The sequence below is a fragment of the Neoroseomonas lacus genome, from assembly GCF_014644535.1.
GTDB lineage: Bacteria > Pseudomonadota > Alphaproteobacteria > Acetobacterales > Acetobacteraceae > Neoroseomonas > Neoroseomonas lacus.
The window spans coordinates 178,379-196,994 of the sequence record NZ_BMKW01000001.1; the positions used below are offsets into that span (position 1 = coordinate 178,379).

At 69.4% G+C, this 18,616-nt stretch carries 13 protein-coding genes; 7 read left to right on the plus strand and 6 right to left on the minus strand.

The features are described from left to right. Positions 1-6: 6 nt before the first annotated feature. The 5 genes from IEY36_RS00880 to IEY36_RS00900 form a co-directional block, all read right to left on the minus strand. Positions 7-1,644: an amidohydrolase gene (locus IEY36_RS00880; RefSeq protein ID WP_188965025.1), complete on the minus strand. Its 1,638-nt coding sequence runs from the start codon at positions 1,642-1,644 to the stop codon at positions 7-9. Continuing rightward, positions 1,641-2,417, minus strand: a complete 777-nt coding sequence (locus IEY36_RS00885) for a class II aldolase/adducin family protein (RefSeq protein ID WP_188965026.1) — start codon at positions 2,415-2,417, stop codon at positions 1,641-1,643. Before IEY36_RS00885 ends, IEY36_RS00880 begins: the two co-directional genes overlap by 4 nt. Positions 2,418-2,557: 140 nt before the next feature. Further along, complete coding sequence (locus tag IEY36_RS00890; RefSeq protein ID WP_188965027.1) at positions 2,558-3,433, minus strand: transglutaminase family protein; 876 nt, start codon at positions 3,431-3,433, stop codon at positions 2,558-2,560. Beyond that, positions 3,430-5,901 (minus strand): circularly permuted type 2 ATP-grasp protein, encoded by a 2,472-nt coding sequence (locus IEY36_RS00895; protein ID WP_188965028.1) that lies wholly within the window; start codon positions 5,899-5,901, stop codon positions 3,430-3,432. Before IEY36_RS00895 ends, IEY36_RS00890 begins: the two co-directional genes overlap by 4 nt. After that, a complete protein-coding gene (locus IEY36_RS00900; RefSeq protein WP_188965029.1) occupies positions 5,894-9,271 on the minus strand; it encodes a transglutaminase family protein in 3,378 nt (1,125 codons plus the stop codon). The genes IEY36_RS00895 and IEY36_RS00900 overlap by 8 nt, the downstream gene beginning before the upstream one ends. A gap of 284 nt (positions 9,272-9,555) precedes the next feature. Here IEY36_RS00900 and IEY36_RS00905 point away from each other — a divergent pair, with 284 nt between their 5' ends. Continuing rightward, the gene (locus IEY36_RS00905; RefSeq protein ID WP_188965030.1) at positions 9,556-11,115 is read left to right on the plus strand and encodes a peroxidase family protein; all 1,560 of its coding nucleotides are present in this window, start codon (positions 9,556-9,558) and stop codon (positions 11,113-11,115) included. Between the two features lie 247 nt (positions 11,116-11,362). Next, positions 11,363-13,069, plus strand: coding sequence for an N-acyl-D-amino-acid deacylase family protein (locus IEY36_RS00910; RefSeq protein WP_188965031.1), 1,707 nt, complete (start codon positions 11,363-11,365; stop codon positions 13,067-13,069). A 36-nt stretch (positions 13,070-13,105) separates the two neighbouring features. On the opposite strand, the gene IEY36_RS00915 is transcribed toward IEY36_RS00910, so the two are convergent. After that, the gene (locus IEY36_RS00915) at positions 13,106-14,035 is read right to left on the minus strand and encodes a 3-hydroxyacyl-CoA dehydrogenase NAD-binding domain-containing protein (RefSeq protein WP_188965032.1); all 930 of its coding nucleotides are present in this window, start codon (positions 14,033-14,035) and stop codon (positions 13,106-13,108) included. 100 nt (positions 14,036-14,135) lie between these two features. Between IEY36_RS00915 and IEY36_RS00920 the strand changes: the two genes are divergently transcribed. The 5 genes from IEY36_RS00920 to IEY36_RS00940 are packed head-to-tail and all read left to right on the plus strand — an operon-like array spanning position 14,136 to position 18,604. Continuing rightward, positions 14,136-14,978: a serine hydrolase gene (locus tag IEY36_RS00920; protein WP_188965033.1), complete on the plus strand. Its 843-nt coding sequence runs from the start codon at positions 14,136-14,138 to the stop codon at positions 14,976-14,978. A gap of 1 nt (position 14,979) precedes the next feature. Further along, positions 14,980-15,852, plus strand: coding sequence for a hypothetical protein (locus IEY36_RS00925; RefSeq protein WP_188965034.1), 873 nt, complete (start codon positions 14,980-14,982; stop codon positions 15,850-15,852). Continuing rightward, positions 15,849-16,718, plus strand: coding sequence for an HpcH/HpaI aldolase/citrate lyase family protein (locus IEY36_RS00930; RefSeq protein ID WP_188965035.1), 870 nt, complete (start codon positions 15,849-15,851; stop codon positions 16,716-16,718). The genes IEY36_RS00925 and IEY36_RS00930 overlap by 4 nt, the downstream gene beginning before the upstream one ends. A 6-nt stretch (positions 16,719-16,724) precedes the next feature. Continuing rightward, on the plus strand, positions 16,725-17,324 hold the full coding sequence (locus IEY36_RS00935; protein ID WP_188965036.1) for a hypothetical protein: 600 nt from the start codon (positions 16,725-16,727) through the stop codon (positions 17,322-17,324). Next, positions 17,321-18,604 carry a hypothetical protein gene (locus IEY36_RS00940; protein ID WP_188965037.1) on the plus strand — a complete coding sequence of 428 codons (1,284 nt, stop codon included), beginning with the start codon at positions 17,321-17,323 and terminating at the stop codon, positions 18,602-18,604. The genes IEY36_RS00935 and IEY36_RS00940 overlap by 4 nt, the downstream gene beginning before the upstream one ends. Positions 18,605-18,616: the final 12 nt, after the last annotated feature.

Below are 18,616 nucleotides of genomic sequence, written 5' to 3' on the forward strand. Positions count from 1 at the left end.
GCCGGATCACTGCGCGGCGACGGCGGTGGCCATCTCTCCGTGGCGGTCAAAGAGCGGGTGGCCGTCGCGCAGGGTGATGTCGGTCTGCGTCGTCAAGATCGCCTCGGGTTCGATGGCGAAGATGTCGGCGGAGAGGACCGTGACGTCGGCCTGCATGCCGGGTTCCAGAGTGCCGCGGCGATCCTCGGCGAATTGCGTGTAGGCCCCGCACCAAGTGTAGCAGTGGACGGCCTCGGCGACGGTCAGCGCCTCCTCCGGCCCCATCACCGTGCCCTTGTTGGTCTTGCGGGTGACCATGGTGAACAGGTTGATGAAGGGGTCGACGGTCGAGACCGGGCAATCCGACGACGCCGCCGGATGGTGACCCTCACCGAGCCAGGTCTTCATCGGATAGGCGTGGTCCGACCGCTCATGGCCGAGGTTCTTCACGTACAGGTCGCCGAATTCGTACATGAAGACCGCCTGCGGCACCGGCAGGATGCCGCGCGCCTTCATGCGGCGGCGCTGGTCGCGGGTGACGAAACCGCAGTGCTCGATGCGGTGGCGACGGGCGGCGAAGGGATAGGCCGGGCTGTCGGCGGCTTCCATGCCGAGCAGCACCTGTTCGATTGCGGCATCGCCGATGGCGTGGATGTCGAGTTGCCAGCCCTGTTCATGATACTGCTTCAGCAGCGCGTGGATCTTGTCATCGGGGAAGGTGAAGACGCCGGTGCCGCCGCCCGCGCTGGCGAGGTAGGGCTCGAAGAAGGCGGCAGTCAGGCCCCCGGCGGAACCGTCGGCGAAGACCTTCACCGCGCCCCAGCGCAGGCTGTCATCGCCCTGCATCGGGCGCAGGCCGGCGGCCCAGGCGTCCTGGGCGATGCCTTCGGGGTTGCCGGCAAGCACCTGCCACATGCGCAGCGGTAGGCGGCCGCTGGCCTTAGCGGTCTCGTAGGCGGTCACTTCCGCCATGCCGGCGGTCATGCCGACATTCATGTCCGTGGCTGAGGCGAAGCCGAGCGAGGCGAGATGCGCGCAGGCGGCCTCGATGGCATCGACCATGCGGGCCTGGTCGGGCTCCGGCATGGCGTCCTTGATGAGGCGCTGGGCGCGTTCGAGGAACAGGCCGGTCAATATGCCGCCACGGCGCTCGATGACGCCGCCCTCGGGGTCGGGCGTGTTGTGGCCGACGCCGGCGAGCTTCAGGGCGGCGTTGTTCGCCACGCCCATATGGCCGCAGGTGCGCACGATGTAGACGGGGTTGTTGGGGGCCGCGGCGTCGAGCTCGGCGGCGGTCGGGTGGCGGCCGACGTCGAGCTCGCCGTGGTCGTAGCCGCGGCCGATGACCCAGGCGCCCTTGGGCGCGGATTGCGCGGCGGTGGAGATACGGCGCAGCACCTCGTCCAGCGTGCGCACTTCCTCGGCGCGCAGGTTCACCTGCGTCAGGCCGAGGCCGTAGGGCAGCAGGTGCATGTGCGCTTCGTTGAAGGCCGGGATGGCGATGCGGCCTTCGAGGTCGATATGGCGCGTCTGAGATCCGGCGGCGGCGAGTGCCGCGTCCCCCAGGGCGAGAACCTTGCCGTCCTTCAAAGCGACGGCGTCAGTAAATCCGCCGGCGAGGCCGCGGAAGATGCGGCCGCCGGCGATCAGCGTGTCAGCGATCACGAACGATAATCCGGCTTCCCGTCTTCGATCAGCCGCAGCGCGGCGGTCCAGGCCATGGCGAAGCCGTCCTGGCCCCTGTTCGGGCGGTTGAATTGGCCGGCGGTGTGTTGCCGCACGGATTCCGGCGGCAGCACGAGCTCAGCGCCGCCCGACATGGCGGAGATCTGCGCCTGGCAGGCGCGTTCGAGGTAGTAGATGTTCAGGAAGGCCTCGGCGACGTGCTGGCCGCAGACCAGCAGGCCATGGTTGCGCAGGATCATCGCGTTGTGGGTGCCAAGATCCTTCACCAGCCGGTCGCGTTCATCGAGGTCGAGCGCGATGCCTTCATAGTCGTGATAGGCGAGGTGGCCGTAGAACTTCAGCGCATGCTGGCTGATCGGTAGCAGCCCCTGGCGCTGCGCGGAGACGGCGATGCCGGCCTCGGTGTGGGTGTGGATGACGACGGCGGCATCCTCGCGCGCCATGTGGATGGCGGAATGGATGGTGAAGCCGGCGGCGTTGACCGGCTTCGATTCGGCACCTTCCTCGACGACATTGCCGTCGAGGTCGATCTTCACCAGATCCGAGGCGCGCATTTCATGAAAAAGCACGCCGTATTTGTTGATCAGGAAATGATGTTCCGGCCCCGGCAGCCGCGCACTGATGTGGGTGTAGATGAAATCCGTCATGCGGAAATGCGCGACCAGGCGGTACAGCGCGGCAAGGTCGCAGCGGACCTGCCATTCTTCCTCGGTGATGCCGCGCAGGGCGGCGGGCGGGCTGACGACGTTCATGGCGGGATCTCCGGGGCGCGCGTGGCCAAACAGTCATCTTGCGCGCCCGCGACGTCAACCGGTCCCACGACAAATTGGGACGCCCGCCACACCGTGTTGCATGCCGGCCGGGCAGCCCTGCCGCCCAGGCGGGCAGCGCTTCAGGCCGCCACCGGACCCTCGGCTTCCTCAAGGTCCACGCCCACTCGCAGCCCGTGCTCGCCGCCGCCGAGGATGACGCCGCTCAGTGGGCTGACGTCGATGAAATCGCGGCCCCAGGCGAGCACCACATGCTCGTCGCGCACCACGATGTCGTTGGTCGGGTCAAGGCCGACCCACCCGAAGCCCTCTCCCATCCAGGCCTCGACCCAGGCATGGGATTGGTCGGCACCGCGGCGCGCGACGCGGCCCGGCGGCGGGCGGGTGCGCACATAGCCCGAGACGTAGCGCGCCGGCAGGCCCAGCCCGCGCAGCGCGGCGCACATCACATGCGCGAAGTCCTGGCATACGCCGGTGCGGCTTTCGATCACCTCGACGACCTGCGTGTTGTTACCGGTGACGCCCGGTTTGTAGGTGAAGTCACGGCGGATGCGGCCCATCAGTTCCAGCAGCCCGACCAGCACCGGACGGCCGGCGGGAAAGGAGGCGGCGGCATAGCCTGTCGCCGCCGGCACCAGCGGCGCGAGCGGGCTTGGGAAGATGAATTCGGCGGCCTCGCTCCGCCGCGCGCCGGCCACGACATCCTCCCAGGGAGGCGTCAGCGCGGGCGGTGGCGGGTCGGGGAAACGCACCTCGACCAACGCCTCGGCGATCACCTCGAAGCGTTCATGCGGCTTGTCGAGGAAGACGCGCGTCGCGGCATTGCCGAAATGGTCGGCCGCCTCGGTGATGTGCGAGGGCGTCGGCGTGATGGCGAGCGTGCTGCGTACCACGTTCTGGCCCGGCAGGGAGCGGGGCGTCAGCAGCAGCAGATGCGCGGCGAGGTCGACCGAATGCGCATAGGCATAGGTGGTGACATGGCGCAGGCGGTAGATCACGCTGCCCCCCGCAACGCCGGTTCGGCGCCTTCCATGCCGAGGGTCTGCGCCGCCGGCAGCAACGCGAAGTACCGTCGCGTCACGCCATCGGAGAGCGCCGCGATGCGGTTGGCCATCGCCTCCAGCCGCGGCGGCAGGTTGGCCGCGGCGACGGCCTGGTCGGTGGCGTCGACCAGTTCGGCAACGATCGCCTCGGCCTCGGCAAGCAATGAGGCCGCTTCATCGGGCAAGGTGGTGTCGTCGGCGGTGGTGACTTCCGACAGGTTGCGGCTGATCGCTTCGAGCTGGAAGGCGAGCGCACGCGGGTTGGAGCCGTCGGCGAGCACCAGGTCGAGGGCCGGGGCCGGCTGCAGCACCGTCAGGTAGCGGCTGCGGTAGGTGATGACGCTGTCGCAGAGTTCCAGCATCAGCCGCAGCCCGCCCTCGATGCGCGCCGGTGGTTCGTCGAGAGCGAAGCCGACCTCCGAGGCGATCGCCTGGGCGCGTTCAACGCGACGGCCGAGGTCGAGAAACAGCCAGGCGCCGCCGCGCACCATGTTCTCGGCGGCGACGCCGGCCACGGCGGTTGCGAAGCGCAGCACGGCAATCATCGCGCGGCTGATCGATTCCAGATTGTCGCCGGCCTGGTCCATCTCGGCGCGGGCGGCCCGCAGCGTCAGGGTGAAGGTGGCGTACATGTCGGCGGTCAGCCGGTCGCGCACGCGCAGCGTGAGGTCGGCGATGCGCTCGCCGAGGCTGGTCAGCGCGCCATCGTCGCGCAGTGCAGCGGCGATCACGCTGGGCAACGCCTGGGCGGCGGCGGAGCCGGTGACCTCCTCGGCACCGTCGAAGCCGGCATGGGCGAGGCATCGCGCCAGGGCGGAGACCTCGGCGGCCTCTCGCGGCAGCACCACGCCGCGCGCGATGCGCGCCTGAGTCGCGCGCACGAGGCGGGCGGCGCGTTCCAGGCGCTCGGTGTAGCGGCCGAGCCAGAACAGGTTGTCGGCGACGCGCGACGGCAGCGCCCCGGGCGTGCGGCGGATACGCATCGGCGGCAGATGCGCCGGGGCCGGGCCGATGATGTCGCTGCCTTCGTCGGAGATCACCCAGACATCCTTCGAAAGGCCCTGCGGCGGCAATGCGCCGCCCAGCGTGGCGCCCTGCCCGATCCGCGCCAGCCCGCCGGGCATGACTTGCCATTGCGTGCCGTCGAACATGGCGAACATGCGCAGCACCAGCGGGCGGGGTTCGAGCCCCTCCGCCGCGACGCAGGGCACCAACGAGGGCGGCGGGACCCGCGCGGCGGCATAGGTGGCGGGGGCGGCGCGGGCGGCCAGCGCGGCGGCCGCGGCCTCGGCGGCGGCAGGCATGGCGCCATCGGTCGCGCGGCGGAGCAGCCAGCCGGACTCACGCGCGACGCGTTCGGCGGCGCCGGGCTCGCCGAGCCAGATCGTCTCGACCGAGGGCAGTTCCAGCGCTTCGCCGAGCAGGCGGCGCGACAGGGCGGGCAGGAAGGCGGCGAGCGCGGGCGCTTCGGCCAGCGCCGCGCCGGGAGCGTTCAAGATGCGCACCACGCCGCTGCGGGCCGCGTCGAGCAGGCCGGGCACGCCGGCTGTGCCGGACCCGGTCATCTCGAGCGGGTCGAGTGCGGCGCCATCGACGCGCGAGAGCAGCACATCGACGCGTTGCAGACCCTGCAGCGTCTTGAGGAAGAGCCGGCCGCCGCGCACCGTCAGGTCGCCGCATTCGACCAGCGCGCAGGAGAGCTCGCGCGACAGCAGCATGTCCTCGAACCAGCGCGGCGCCTGGGAGCCACGGGTCAGCAGGGCCACTGCCGGATCGCCGACCTCGGGCGGGGCGAGGCGTTGCAGCGCGTCCTGCCAGAGGTCGAAGAAAGGCCGCATCGAACGCACCTGGGTGCCGCGGAACGCCTCCGGCATCACGCGGCCGAGCAGGCGGCGGTTCTCCCGCGCCATGCCGGGGCCGGCCGGCGCAGAGGTGCGATCGGCGAGCACGCGCCAATAGCCATCCGGCCCGCGCACCAGGTCGACGGCATACAGATGCAGCAGCGGGCGAGGCGGCGTCGCGCCGGCGCTGTGGCAGGCGCGCAGGAAGCCGCGATTGGCGAAGACGAGTTCGGGCGGCAGCAGCCCTTCGGCAAGCATGTCCTGCGGGCCGTAGAGGTCGGCCAGCAGCGCCTCCAGCAGCCGGGCGCGCTGGATGATGCCGGCCTCCAGCGTGGCGAATTCCGCCGCGGAGAGCACCAAGGGCAGCGGGTCGCAGCGCCAGGCGGCGTCACGCTTGGCGCCGGGCAGCACGCCGGCGATGCCCTCATCCTCGAAGGCACGGTCGAGCCGTCGGGCGCGCTCGGCCAGCGCGCCCTCCCCCATGCCGCCCAGCGTGCCCAGCAGCGGGCGCCAATGGGCGCGTACGCCGCCGCGCCCATCGACCATCTCGTCGATGGGCGTGACGTCTTCCTGATCAGCCATGACGTCTGAGGTCTAGGGTGAAGGGCAATTCGAGTTCGGTCTTCGGCTCATGCGGCGCCATCGGGCCCGGGGTGTGGCCGAAGGGCATGAAGCGGGAGCGGCGTCGTGCCTCCGCTTCATTCGCATTGACCGGGTAGCGGTCGTAGCTGCGCCCACCCGGATGCACGACGTGGTAGGTCAGCCCGCCGAGGCTACGCCCGTTCCAGCGGTCGAACACGTCGAGCACCAGCGGGGTCTGCGGGCGGATCGTCGGGTGCAGGGACGAGGGCGGATTCCACGCCTTGAAGCGGATGCCAGCAAGGTATTCGCCCGCGCGTTCCGTCGCGCGCAGCGGCACGGCGATGCCGTTCACCGCCAGCATGTGACGATCCGGCACCCAGTTGGTGACGCGCGCCTGCACGCGTTCGGCGCTGCTGTCGACATAGCGCGCGGTGCCGCCGGCGACCTGGTCCTCGGCAAGCACATGCCAGGGTTCCAGCGCATGGCGTAGTTCGAGCCCGACATCGCGCACCGTCACCTCACCGATCTGCGGGAAGCGGAAGGCGAGATGCGGGGCGAACCATTCGGGGTCGATCGGCGCGCCCATGTTGCGCAGTTCGTCGACGGCGTCGCGGAAGTCCTGCTCGCAGTAGTAGGGCAGCATGAACTGGTCGTTCAGCCTTGTGCCCCAGCGCACCAGGCGGCGCTCATAGGGGCGCTCCCAGAAGGCGGCCAGCGCGGCGCGCATCAGCAGCATCTGGACGGTGGACATCTCGGCATGCGGCGGCATCTCGAAGCCTCGGAATTCCACGAGGCCACGGCGACCGCTGCTGCTGCCCGGATCGTACATCTTGTCGATGCAGAACTCGGTACGATGGGTATTGCCGGTCATGTCCGCGAGCAGGTTGCGGAACAGCCGGTCGGTCATCCAGGGCGGCACTTCCTGCCATGCATGCACCTTGGAGAAGGCGATCTCCAATTCATGGATGGCATCCATTCGCGCTTCGTCGATGCGCGGATGCTGGCTGGTCGGGCCGATGAAGAGGCCGCTGAACAGGTAGGACAGCGAAGGATGGTTGTGCCAGAAGCCGACCAGTGACTTCAGCATGTCCGGCCGGCGCAGGAAGGGGCTTTCGGCGACCGTCTCGCCGCCCATCACCACATGGTTGCCGCCGCCGGTGCCGACATGGCGGCCATCGGTCATGAACTTCTCGGCGGCCAAGCCTTCCTGGCGGGCTTCCTCGTAAAGCTGGCCGGTGCGCTCGACGAGGTCATCCCAGTTGGTGGCGGGGTGGATGTTCACCTCGATCACGCCCGGGTCGGGGGTGACGGAGAAATGCAGCAGGCGCGGGTCGGATGGCGGCAGATAACCTTCGAGCACGACCTTGCGGCCCATCTCGGCAGCGGTGCCTTCCACCGCGGCGACCATCTCCAGCCAATCCTCGGCGGCGAAGAGCGGCGGGAAGAAGATGTGCAACTTGCCGTCACGCGATTCGACGGTGAGCGCGGTGCGCACCACGGAGGGGTCGGACTGGCCGACCACCGGGATGTTCTGCGGCTGGGGCCGGAAATCCTCGATGGAGGAGGCGACGCCCTCACCAGCATGCGGCGCGCGCAGGGCACGCTGCGGCAGGGGCTCGCTGTCCTGGTTGGCGCGCATCGCCCGCTGCGCCATCAGCGCGGCATAGGGCGGCAGGTCGTCGCGCCAGGCGAAGGGGTCGGCTTCGAATTCCTGGGTGCGGAGCGCATCCTCCGGGCTCATCCAGGGTAGCGAGGAGAGCGGCAGGCGCAGGCCGATCGGGCTGTCGCCGGGGATGAGGAACATGTGCTCGCCGCGGAAGAACCAGCGGCCGGACTGCCAGCGGCGGACGCCATCCTGCATGACGCGATGGATCGGCAGCACCGAGCCGACCTCGGCCGAGAGGCCCTGGCCGAAGATTCGGGCGAGGCGGTCGCGTTCGAGTTCGTCGGCGAGCTTGGCATCCTCGACCACGACATTGGCCGGCAGGCGCTGCTCCTTCCACAGGTAGTAGTGGATGTCCTCATGCGCGCCCTGCACCAGGCCGGGGTCGACCTGCAGGCGTTCGGCCAGCAGCTTGGCGAAGCGGGAGGCATCGGCGGCCGTGGCGTTGTCCTTGTCGTCGTCGGAGGCGAGCAGCGCCGGGTTGGTCCAGACCGGCTCGCCATCGGCACGCCAATGGGAATACAACGCCCAGCGCGGCAGCTGCTCGCCGGGGTAGTGCTTGCCCATGGCGTATTGCAGGGCCGAACCCGGCGACCACAGCTTGACCAGCCGGCGCAGCAGCCGGCCGGCATAGGCGCGTTTGGTCGGGCCGAGGGCATCGGTGTTCCATTCCGCCGCGTCACGGTCGGAGGCGGCGACGAAGGTCGGCTCGCCACCCATGGTCAGGCGCATGCCCAGCGCCTTGAGCTTGCGGTCCACCGCCTCGCCGGCCATGCGGATCGCGTCCCATTGGGCCGGGGCATAGGGCTTGGTGACACGCGGCGTCTCGAGCACGCGGCGGACCGACATCTCGAAGGAGAATTCGGTCTTCACCTCCTCCAGCGCGCCGGAGATGGCGGCGGCCGATTGCGGCTCCGGCGTCGCGGCGAGCGGGATGTGGCCCTCCCCGGTCATCAGGCCGGAGGTGGCGTCGAGGCCGATCCAGCCGGCACCGGGCAGGTAGACCTCGGCCCAGGCGTGCAGGTCGGTGAAGTCCTCGGTCGGGCCTTCGGGGCCCTCGACCGGCTTCTGGTCGGCGACGAGCTGGATCAGGTAGCCGGAGACGAAGCGGGCGGCGAAGCCGAGCCGGCGCAGCAGTTGCACGAGCAGCCAAGCGCTGTCGCGGCAGGAGCCGCGGCCCTCGGTCAGGGTCTGGTCGGGTGACCAGACGCCGGGCTCCATGCGCACGACGTAGGCGATGCGCGACTGCACCATCTGATTGAGCGCAACCAGCATGTCGATGGTGCGCTGTTCGGTGCGCGGCACCTCGGCCAGCAAGGCATCCAGGCGCGGGCCGCCCGAGGGGTCAATACGGCGGAACGGCGCCAGTTCCTGCTCAAGGCCGGGGTCATAGACGAAGGGCCAGGTCTCGGCTTCGGGTTCGAGGAAGAAGTCGAAGGGGTTGATCGTCGCCATGTCGGCGACGAGGTCCACCGTCACGTCGAAATGCGTCACCCGCTCGGGGAAGACGATTCGCGCCAGGAAATTGCCCTGCGGGTCCTGCTGCCAGTTCAGAAAATGAGGCTGCGGCTCGACCTTGAGCGCATAGGCGACGATCGGCGTCCGGCTGTGCGGCGCCGGTCGCAGGCGCACCGTCTGCGGCCCGAGGGTCGCCGGGCGTTCGTAGCGGTAGGTCGTGCGGTGCGTCAGGGCGACGTGAATGGACATGGTGCTACCTGGCCGGGGTTGGGGATGCTTCCCATGGATGGGCTGATGGATGCAATCGGCGGTCCACTCGGAAGGTCATGGGATCAGGTGCGGAACGGGCGCGGGACATTCGTGCGTCGATGCGGATCTCAGAGGGGGGGTGATTTTGGTTGGCGGCGGCCAATCGTTTCGCTAAAACATCATTCCTATCTCGGAAGGATTTAGCGATGTCCGGTCACGGTGGACTTCCCCCGCAGATCAAGGCGGTGCGGGCGGGCACCCTTCGGGATCGCAATCCTAGATTCATGGTCGGCCGGTTCGGGCACATGTTCCCGGCGAGCCTGCAGCGGCCGCCCGTGGTCCCCGATACGGCGCTGAACGATCTTGCCGCGACGATGAAGGATACGAGGCCGGAGAACCAGGGCAACAACGACAACATCCCAGCCGGCTACACCTATCTCGGGCAGTTCATCGACCACGACATCACGCTCGATCTCTCGTCATTGACCGAAGCCGATCGCGACCCCCTCGGGGAGAAGAATTTCCGCACGCCGCAGCTTGAGCTAGACAACGTCTATGCGGCAGGGCCCAGCGGCGATGCCTCGGCGCATCTGTTCGACCGGATGCGGCCGGGCAAGCTGCTCATCGGCGTCGCCGGGCCGGGTGGGCCCATCGGCGCCCCCGAGGTAAAGGCGGGATTGCCGCTCGACCTGCCGCGCAATGCACAGGGCATCGCGTTGATCGGCGACGCGCGCAACGACGAGAACCTGCTCGTGGCGCAGACCCAGCTCGCCTTTCTCAAGTTCCACAATACGGTGTTCGACAACGAGGGTGGGAAGGACTTCGACGCGACGCGCAAGCTCGTCCGCTGGCACTACCAGTGGATCGTGCTGCACGACTTCCTGACCAAGCTGATCGACAACAACGATCTGCAGGACGTGCTGACCGGCGGCCGCCGCTTCTATCTGCCCGAGATCCAGAGCGATTATGGCGAGGCCTATATCCCGGTCGAATTCTCCGGCGCCGCCTATCGGCTGGGCCATTCGATGGTGCGGCAGAACTACAGTCACAACCGGGCGTTCAACCCGACCCGGCCACCACTTCCAGGGGTGGGGCTGACCTCCTCCTTCAAATTCCTGTTCCACTTCACCGGCAAATCAGGCGGCATTGTCGGCACGCTCGCGAACGGGTTGAGCCAGAACGACAACGCGGCCATGGCGGCGCAGCTCAAGCTCGGCCTGCCCTTCGTGTTCCCCGAGCTGCCTGGCGATTGGGCAATCGACTGGCACCGGTTCTACGATCTCGGCCCCACCACCCCGGTTCCGCCTGGCACCACCCCCGCCGACAACGCCTTCGTTCTCAACCATGCGCGGCTGCTCGACCCGTTCCTCGTGCCAGAATTGCACACGCTGCCCGGCGGCGGCGGGTCGCTGCCCTTCCGCAACCTGTTGCGCGGCTACCGGCTGGAGCTGCCGAGCGGGCAGGCCGTCGCGCGGCACATGGGCGTGCCGGTGATGTCCGAGGCGGAGATCACCTCCGGCGACGATGGCAAGATGCTGAAACAGGTCGGCCTGCATGAGGCGACGCCTCTCTGGTACTACATCCTCAAGGAAGCGCAGATGCTGGGCGATGTCGGCAACCGCCTCGGGCCGGCTGGCAGCCGGATATTGGCCGAGGTTTTCGTCGGGCTGCTGCAGACGGATCCTGAGTCCTTCCTGCACCCGGACCAGGATCCGGCCTGGCGGCCGACCCTGCCTTCGGCCTTCGCGGGGCATTTCACCATGCCGGACCTGCTGCGTTACGTCGCGGCGCATGAGCCGGGCTTCCTGAACCCGATCAACCACCCGCCGAATATCCGACCCTGATCCAGACGGATGGTTTGCGTCGCCTTGCGAGCGGTCTCAATGCTCGACCGAAGCTCTGCCAGATGACGCATTGGCGTTTCCGGCACAGGATTTTGCAGGCGGACACTGTGAGCCGTTTCCGTTCGCTCCAGTTCACGGAACCCGCTCCAGGCTGTCGCTTTTCGGAGCATCTTCTCCCGATCAGGTGATTTCACCTGATCGGGATCTGCTCTAGCCTGCCTTCCAACACGGGAAGGAAACACCATCCATGGCCGATCTGGTGATCCGCGGCGGCACGGTCGTCGATGGGACGGGTGCCGCACCCTTCGAGGCGGATGTCGCCTTCGATGGCGGCCATATCACGGCGATCGGACGGGTCGCCGAACGCGGGCGCGAGGAGATCGACGCGCGCGGCCGCATCGTCAGCCCCGGCTTCGTCGACATCCACACCCACTACGACGGGCAGGCGGTGTGGGATTCGCATCTCGCGCCTTCCGCCTGGCATGGCGTGACCACGGCGGTGATGGGCAATTGCGGCGTCGGCTTCGCGCCCTGCCGCGAGGCCGACCGCGAGAAGCTGATCGAACTGATGGAGGGAGTCGAGGACATCCCCGGTCCGATCCTGCATGAGGGGTTGGATTGGCGCTGGGAGACCTTCCCCGAATATCTCGACGCGCTGGATGCCAAGGCGCGCGACATCGACATCTGCGCGCTGCTGCCGCATGGCGCGCTGCGCGTGCATGTGATGGGCGCGCGCGGTCTGGCGCTGGAGAATGCCAACCAGGGCGATATCGCCGCGATGCGGGCGCTGACGGCCGAGGCGGTGCGCGCCGGGGCCTTCGGCGTTTCGACCTCGCGCACCATCAGCCACAAGACGCTGAAGGGCGACCCGACGCCGACGCTGCGAGCCCAGGAGGAAGAATTGCATGGCCTCGCCCTCGGCCTGCGCGACGGTGGCGGCGGTATGCTGGAGATGGTGTCGGACTGGAACACGCCCGACCCAGCCACGGAATTCGCCATCCTCCGCCGCGTGGTAGCGGCGAGCGGGCAGCCGGCCGTGTTCTCGTTGACCGCGCGGCATGACCGGACCGAGGCGTGGAAGGAACTGCTCGCCTTGTCCGACGCGGCGGCGGCGGAGGGCCTGCCGATCCGCCCGGTGTTTCCGCCGCGGCCCATCGGCATCCTGCTCGGCCTGCAGGGTAGCCAGAATCCCTTCGCCGGCTGCCCGTCCTACAGGACCATCGCGCATCTGCCCGCGCCCGCCCGCGCGGCGGCGATGCGCGACCCGGCGCTGCGCGCGGCGATCCTGTCCGAGGACCGCGTCGCGGGGTCGAGTTTTCCGCTGATCACGCGGCTGGGGTTCGAGCGCATGTTCCCCTTCGGCGACCCCCCGGACTACGCGCCGCCGCAGGAGGCCTCGATCGCCGCCATGGCGGGGCGCGAGGGGCGCCGCGCGGAGGAGGTCGCCTATGACCTGCTGACGGCCGATGACGGGGCCGGCTTCATCTTCGCGCCGCTGACGAACTTCGCGGACTACACGCTCTCGGCCAGCGCCGAATGCCTGCGGCACCCGAATGCCATCGCCGGGCTGTCGGATGGCGGGGCGCATGTCGGCTTCATCTCGGATGGGTCGTTTCCGACCTTCCTGCTCACCTATTGGGCACGGGATGCCAAGGAGCAGGTCTTCGCGCTGCCGGAGATCGTGCGGCGGCTGACATCGGACACCGCGCGGGCAGCGGGGCTCGCCGATCGCGGGGTGCTGAAGGTCGGGCTGCGCGCGGATGCGAATGTGTTCGACCTGGCGGCGCTGGGGCTCGACGCGCCGCGCATGGTGGCTGACCTGCCGGCCGGTGGGCGACGGCTGCTGCAACGCGCGCGCGGGTATGTGGCGACCGTGGTGGCGGGCGCGGTGACCTATCGCGACGGGCAGGCCACCGGGGCGCTGCCGGGGCGGCTGGTGCGGGCGGGGCGGTAGGCCCCGAGCCATCGCGGGTTGGCCCGCGCGCGCCGTCTAGCCGGCGGCGCGGGCTTCCAGCAGGCGGACGAGCGCGGCGTCGCGCCGCTGCGCGAGTTCGCCCGTGGTCGCGCCGCCGGTTCCCTCGGCGACGCCGGCCACCAGCATCGCCTGCACCGCTGCATCCACCTTCGGGTCGCCCAGGTCCATCCACCAGGATTCCAACGCGGGCAGCAGGTGGTGCAGGAAATGCTCCATGCCCCCTTCCCCGCCGGCCAGGTGGAACGTGGTGTGGGGACCCATCAGCGCCCAGCGCAGGCCGGGACCCTCGCTGATCGCGGCGTCGACATCGGCGACGGAGGCGACGCCCTCGGCGACCAGATGCACCGCCTCGCGCCACAGCGCCGCCTGCAGGCGGTTGGCGAGGTGGCCGGGGACTTCCTTGCGGATCTCGATCGGGTGCTTGCCGATGGCGCGGTAGATCGCCATCGCGGCGGCGACGGCCTCGGGGCTGGCCTTGGCGCCGCCGACCACCTCGACCAGCGGGATCAGATGCGGCGGGTTGAAGGGGTGGCCGATCACGACGCGTTCGGGATGCGCGCAGCGTTCCGACAGGCGCGAGGCCAGCAGGCCCGAGGTGGATGACGCGATCACCACATCCGGCGGCAGCGCGGCGTCGATGCGGGCGAGCAGGTCCTGCTTGATGTCGAGGCGTTCGGGCGCGCTTTCCTGCACGAAATCGGCGCCTTCGAGCGCGACGACAGGGTCGGCGTTGAAGGTCCAGGCATTCGGGTCGGCATCCGGCTTGCCGCCCAGGCGCATCAGCGTCGGCCAGGCATTCTCGATCATCCGCCGCAGCAGGTCGGGCGCGCCGGGGGAAGGGTCGCTGGCGCTCACCGGCAGGCCGCGGCTGAGGAAATAGGCGGCCCAGGAGGCGCCGATCGTTCCCGCGCCAATCACCGCGACGCGCCTGATTTCCGTCCGCATGGGGTATCCTCCGTTCGTTGCCGCGCAGGATATCGCGGCCGCCCTGCCCTGGCCACGCCCCGGAAGCCGGACTAGCCTTCGCACTTCAGGAGGAACGCCCATGCAAGACCTCGTCGCGCGGATGAATGCGATCTGCGACGCGCAGAATTTCGACACCACCTGGTATGTGAAGGACCTCAAGACCGGCGCCGAGGCGGATCGGGGCGGCGATGTCGTCACGCCATCGGCCAGCACGCGCAAGACCTCGATCCTGATGCATGCGCTGTCGAAGGTGTATGAGGGCAAGCTCAAGCTCGACGAGCCCTGCACCATCGAGGCGCGGCTGCAGGAAGGCGTGGACAGCGGCACCTACCAGTACATGACGCCGGGCTGTGTCATTCCGCTGCGCGATGCCTTCGTGAACATGATCATCACCTCCGACAATGTCTGCACGCAGATGGTGTTGGAGCGGCTCGACCGCGGTGAATTGAACGCCTGGTGCAAGGGCATCGGCATGACGGGGACGACGCATCGGGTGAACTTCCCGCCGCCGGGCCTGCCGTGGGACCACCCGATCGACGCGGTGGCGAGCACCACGGCGCGCGACCAGGGCGTGTTGCTCGACAAGATGGTGAAGGGGGCGAGCGATGCGGCCGCCGCGGCGCATCTGGGCGCGACGCCGGAACTGGTGCGGCTGGGGCTCGACATCCTCTCCTGGCAGCGGCTGCGCAACCTGATCCCGTCGCTGCTGCCGGCCAAGACCAAGGTCGCCAACAAGACCGGGCGCGGGCCGCGCGGGCGGATGGATGCGGGCGTGGTCTACAAGGACGATGCGCCGCGCTTCATCATCACCGCCTATGTCGACCGCGTGCCGGATACGCTGCCTGATGGGCTGCCGGGCTACACGGCCGCCTATGCCACCGCCGGGCGACTGACCCGGGCCTGCTGGGATGCGATGAACTGACATGACAACCGACGCCGAATTCGAAGCCGCCATCGCGGCATTGCAGGACTGGGTCGGCCGCGAGCGCGTGGTCGAGGACGAGATTGGCCTGTCCTCCGCCCGCCGCATCGCGGGGATGCTGGACATCGATCCCGCCTCGCTGAAGCAGGGCGACGCGCTGCCGCCGCATTGGTTCACGATGTTCTTTCCGGACATCGCGAAGCAATCCGACATCGGTCCGGACGGGCACCCCAACAAGGGCGTGTTCCTGCCGCCGATCCCGCTGCCGCGGCGCATGGGCGCGGGGCGGCGCGTGACGATCAACGAGGCGCTGCGCATCGGCACGCCGGCGATCAAGCGCGCCATCGTGGCACAGGTGCTGCCGAAGATCGGGCGCACCGGGCGCATGGCGATCCTGACCATGCGGCACGTCATCGAATGCGAAGGGCGCACCGCCGCGGTCGATGAATTCGACGCGATGTATCGCGAGGCACCGCCGCCGGGCCAGCCGACCGCCGCGACGCCGCCGGTCGCGGCACCCGACAATGCGGCGTGGTCGGAACGGAAGCTGCTCTCCTCGCCGCTGGTGTTCCGCTATTCCTCGGTGACGTGGAATGCGCATCGCATCCATTACGATGCGGACTACGCGCGCGACGAGGAAGGCTATCCCGCCACGGTGCAGAATGGCGGACTGACCATGCAGTTGATGCTCGATGCGGCGTTGAAGCATGGGCCCGGGCGGATCACCGGCTTCACCGCTCGGCTGGCGCGGCCGTTGTGGGTTGGCGACACCGTCATGCTGTGCGGCGCGGCGCCGGCCGATGGCAAAATGGCGTGCTGGGCGGCCGACAAGGATGGCCATCTCTGCGCGACGATGGAGGTCGCCTTCGCATGACCCGCGCCTCCCCGGTGACCTGGCGGTCGCTGATGTTCGTGCCTGCCACGGGCGAGAAGTTCGTCGCCAAGGCGCATACGCGCGGGGCGGATGTGGTGATCCTCGACCTTGAGGATTCCATCCCGCCCGGCGAGAAGCAGGCCGCGCGCGCCGCGCTGCCCGCCGCGGCCGCGAGCGTCGGCCAGGCGGGGGCGGAGGTAGCGGTACGCATCAACCGCGCGCTCGACCTCGCCGTGCCGGATATCGCGGCGGCGGTGATGCCGGCCGTCGGAACGCTGATGCTGCCCAAGGTGATGGGGCCGGAGCATATCCGGCTGTTGTCGGAAGTCGTCGCGGCGCGCGAGGCGGCGCAGGGCATGCTGATCGGACATACGCGCTTCGCCGCCATCGTCGAGACGCCAGACGCGCTGCCGCTGCTCGGCGCCATCGCCGCCGCGGATCCGCGCGTCGTCGCGCTAGGCATCGGCGCGGAGGACCTGTCCACCGAGTTGGAAGCCGTGCCCAGCGGGGACATGCTGTACGTCTATGCGATGATGGTCGTCGCGGCAGCGCGCGCGGCGCGCATCCAGCCGCTGGGGTCGGTCGGGCCGTTTGCCGATTTCTCGGATCTCGCGGCGTATCGCGCGTCGTTGAAGCGGTCGCGGGCGCTGGGCTTTGCCTGCCAGGCCTGCATCCACCCAGCACAGGTGCCGATCATCAACGAGGAATACGGCCCCTCCCCGGCCGAGGTCGAACGCGCGCGCAGGCTGATCGGCGCCTTCGACGTGGCCTTGGCCGAGGGCCGCGGCGCAGTCGCCTTCGAAGGGCAGATGATCGACCTGCCGGTGGTCGAACGCGCGCGACGGCTGTTGTTGCGGGCCCGGTAACGGCCAATGGCAACAGGCTGGCGGGAGGAGTTCGAAGGCTTCCCGGCCAGCCTGCGTCGCCTGGTCGAGGCTGAACTGGCCGCCGGCAATGCCGTCGCCGAGGTCCACCACGGCTTTCCGGCACCGCCGGTCGGCGCCTGCTTGGTGCTGGCGCGGCCGGTCTCGACGCGGCCGCGCGCGAGTGACGGGGTGCTGTCCTTTCGCGCCCGGGAGAGCAGCCTGCTGTCGGGCGAATGGTCCGATACAGCGGGCGCGTTCTTCGTGCTCGAACCGCCGCTGCCGCCGGCCGAACCGCCGGACATGGACGTCATTCGCGCGGCGATGGTCCCTGTGGCACAGCCGGCCGCATCGACGCCGGATGCCGAACTTGAATTCGACTATCGCGGCGAGATGCTGACCTATCGCGAGGACGGGCGCGTCGCGACGATTATCTGCACCTTCGGCGACCCGCCGCGCCTGCTGCCGCGCACCCTGAACGGGTGGAGGCTGCCGGACGGGCAAGGCTGGCGGCCCATCACGCCGGCGGAGCGTGAGCGGGTGGTGAAACGAATCATCGACATCTGCCGCCAAGGTCACGGCATGTCGCGCATCGACCTCAAAGAATGACGGACCGCATCACCATGGCCTGGCTGCCCACCATCCTGCTTGGTTTGCTGATCGGCCTGGCCGCCGGGGCGTACGGGGGCGTCGTCGCCGACGCCGCGGTGCCCTGGCTGCGCATCTCGGCCCGCGAGGGCGGGTCCGGCATGTTCGTCGCGTTGATGATCCTGCTCGGCTTCGTCGGCGGCAGCATCCTCGGCATGGTGCTGTGCCGGCTGACCGGCGGGCCGGGCCTGCCGGGTGTCGCTCGCGGCTTCGGCATCGGGCTTGCCGGGGTGCTCGGCGTCATCACCCTGCTGGGTGGCCTGGCTTGGCTGTCGCGCGAGGTGGAACCGCTGATCGGCGGGAAACCGCTCGATGTCGCCGTCGAGATCCGCCTGGCGGAGGGCGAGGCGCGGCCGGTGGCGGCAGAAGGCGGCTACTCCTACGTCTCGATGCATTCCGGGCCGCAGAGGAGTGGGCGCGCCGGCCCGTTGGACATCGAGGCGGCGCGGTTGGAGGATGAGCGCTGGATCATCCCCGGGTCGGTGCCGATCCACATCAGCGTCGATGACCGTGTGGTCGGCGTGGTGCTGCTCGGTGGCGGCACGCGCTTCTTCACCGTGAATGTCCCGGCGCGACCCGCGCGTGTGGATGGCGATTGGTCCAGTTGGCGCGAGCCTGATGCCTCCTCTGCCGCTCCGCCACCCACTGGGGTGGGGTTCGAGTTGCGTTATCGTGTCGTGCTGCGCCCGCCGCCGCCGCCGCCCGTGGAGATGCCCGCCCCCGCCGGCCCGCCGCCGCTGCCGGAGGCCGACGCGCCCACCGAGGCGTGGCTTGCCTTCACCTCCGTCACGATGCCGAGCGAGACCCGCGACCGCGCCCTCGCTACCGTGCAGGATCGCGCCGATTTCGTGCCGCTGATGGCGGCGCGCATTGTCGAGGGGGATGCCGAGACCGCGCGCGACGCGATGTATCTGGTGGGGCAGATGCGGCCGCCGCCGGCGGTCCTCGGCGACGCCGTCCGCCGCCGTGCGGCCGCGCTCGTCGTCATGATCGAGGCGATAGACCCGGACGATGAGAACAGCCTGGCCCTGCTTTACGACCGCCCCCACACGTTGGCGACGGGGGTGTTCGCGGCGGCCTTCGGCTTGCGTGCCGCGGGCGTCGACATCCGGCCGGAGTTGCACGCCATCGCCACCGCAGCCGCCCCGCGCGAGAAGCAGGCACGCGACATCGTCGGCATGATGGACCGCGTCATCGCCTATTTCGACAAGCTCGACCGCGAGGGCCGGGTGCTGGATTGACGCCCGGCCCCA

Bases quoted from the DNA above. Each gene is read 5' to 3' on its own strand.
- IEY36_RS00900 (WP_188965029.1), bottom strand. From the start codon at position 9,271: ATGTCCATTCACGTCGCCCTGACGCACCGCACGACCTACCGCTACGAA.
- IEY36_RS00915 (WP_188965032.1), bottom strand. From the start codon at position 14,035: ATGCGGACGGAAATCAGGCGCGTCGCGGTGATTGGCGCGGGAACGATC.
- IEY36_RS00920 (WP_188965033.1), top strand. From the start codon at position 14,136: ATGCAAGACCTCGTCGCGCGGATGAATGCGATCTGCGACGCGCAGAAT.
- IEY36_RS00885 (WP_188965026.1), bottom strand. From the start codon at position 2,417: ATGAACGTCGTCAGCCCGCCCGCCGCCCTGCGCGGCATCACCGAGGAA.
- IEY36_RS00940 (WP_188965037.1), top strand. From the start codon at position 17,321: ATGACGGACCGCATCACCATGGCCTGGCTGCCCACCATCCTGCTTGGT.
- IEY36_RS00930 (WP_188965035.1), top strand. From the start codon at position 15,849: ATGACCCGCGCCTCCCCGGTGACCTGGCGGTCGCTGATGTTCGTGCCT.
- IEY36_RS00925 (WP_188965034.1), top strand. From the start codon at position 14,980: ATGACAACCGACGCCGAATTCGAAGCCGCCATCGCGGCATTGCAGGAC.
- IEY36_RS00935 (WP_188965036.1), top strand. From the start codon at position 16,725: ATGGCAACAGGCTGGCGGGAGGAGTTCGAAGGCTTCCCGGCCAGCCTG.
- IEY36_RS00905 (WP_188965030.1), top strand. From the start codon at position 9,556: ATGGTCGGCCGGTTCGGGCACATGTTCCCGGCGAGCCTGCAGCGGCCG.
- IEY36_RS00910 (WP_188965031.1), top strand. From the start codon at position 11,363: ATGGCCGATCTGGTGATCCGCGGCGGCACGGTCGTCGATGGGACGGGT.
- IEY36_RS00895 (WP_188965028.1), bottom strand. From the start codon at position 5,901: ATGGCTGATCAGGAAGACGTCACGCCCATCGACGAGATGGTCGATGGG.